This window comes from Pseudomonas sp. P5_A2_2, assembly GCF_054177685.1.
Genome location: NZ_JBGCUL010001073.1, coordinates 1 through 1457, shown reverse-complemented (window position 1 = coordinate 1457; position 1457 = coordinate 1). Strand labels below are relative to the sequence as shown.

Here is a 1457-nt window from a genome sequence, read left to right as displayed (position 1 = left end):
GTTCAACGACCGCGCCATTTCCTATCGCGTGCACCAGGGCTTCGACCACAAGCTGGTTGCCCTGTCTGCTGGCGTGCAGCGCATGGTCCGTTCCGAAACCGGCACCGCCGGCGTGATGTTCACCCTCGATACCGAATCGGGCTTCCGCGACGTAGTGTTCATCACCGGCGCCTACGGCCTGGGTGAAACCGTCGTACAAGGCGCGGTGAACCCGGATGAGTTCTACGTCCACAAGGGCACGCTGGCGGCCGGTCGTCCGGCCATCCTGCGCCGTAACCTGGGCAGCAAGGCCATCAAGATGATCTACGGCGACGAAGCCAAGGCCGGTCGTTCGGTCAAGACCGTCGACGTGGACAAGGCCGAACGCGCACGTTTCTGCCTGACCGACGCCGAAGTCAGCGAGCTGGCCAAGCAGGCGATGATCATCGAGAAGCACTACAAGTGCCCGATGGACATCGAGTGGGCCAAGGACGGTGACGACGGCAAGCTGTACATCGTGCAGGCCCGTCCGGAAACCGTGAAGAGCCGCACCCAGGCCAACGTCATGGAACGTTACCTGTTGAAAGAAACCGGCACCGTGCTGGTGGAAGGCCGCGCCATTGGCCAGCGCATCGGCGCTGGCAAGGTCCGCATCATCAAGGACGTGTCCGAGATGGACAAGGTCCAGCCAGGCGACGTACTGGTGTCCGACATGACCGACCCGGACTGGGAACCGGTCATGAAGCGCGCCAGCGCGATCGTCACCAACCGTGGCGGCCGTACTTGCCACGCGGCGATCATCGCCCGTGAGCTGGGTATCCCGGCTGTAGTGGGTTGCGGCAATGCCACCCAGCTGTTGAAAGACGGCCAGGGCGTGACCGTTTCCTGTGCTGAAGGCGACACCGGTTTCATCTTCGAAGGCGAACTGGGCTTCGACATCAAGAAGAACTCCGTGGACGCCATGCCTGAGCTGCCGTTCAAGATCATGATGAACGTCGGCAACCCGGACCGCGCCTTCGACTTCGCGCAACTGCCGAACGCCGGTGTGGGCCTGGCCCGCCTGGAGTTCATCATCAACCGCATGATCGGCGTGCACCCCAAGGCACTGCTGAACTACGACGGCCTGCCGCTGGACATCAAGGAAAGCGTCGACAAGCGCATCGCCGGTTACAACGATCCAGTCGGCTTCTATGTCGAGAAACTGGTCGAAGGCATCAGCACCCTGGCCGCGGCGTTCTGGCCGAAAAAGGTCATCGTGCGTCTGTCGGACTTCAAGTCCAACGAATACGCGAACCTGATCGGCGGCAAGCTCTACGAGCCGGAAGAAGAGAACCCGATGCTGGGCTTCCGCGGTGCGTCGCGTTACATCAGCGAATCGTTCCGTGACTGCTTCGAACTCGAATGCCGCGCTCTGAAGCGTGTGCGCAACGAGATGGGCCTGACCAACGTCGAAATCATGGTGCCGTTCGTCCGTACCC

The 1457-nt window shown here is 61.8% G+C and carries 1 protein-coding gene; it reads left to right on the top strand.

The genetic code is table 11. From position 1 onward, the window contains the following. The coding region (ppsA, locus tag ACXRVY_RS28890) for a phosphoenolpyruvate synthase (protein WP_458238943.1) at nt 1-1457 on the top strand (1457 nt) is incomplete at both ends.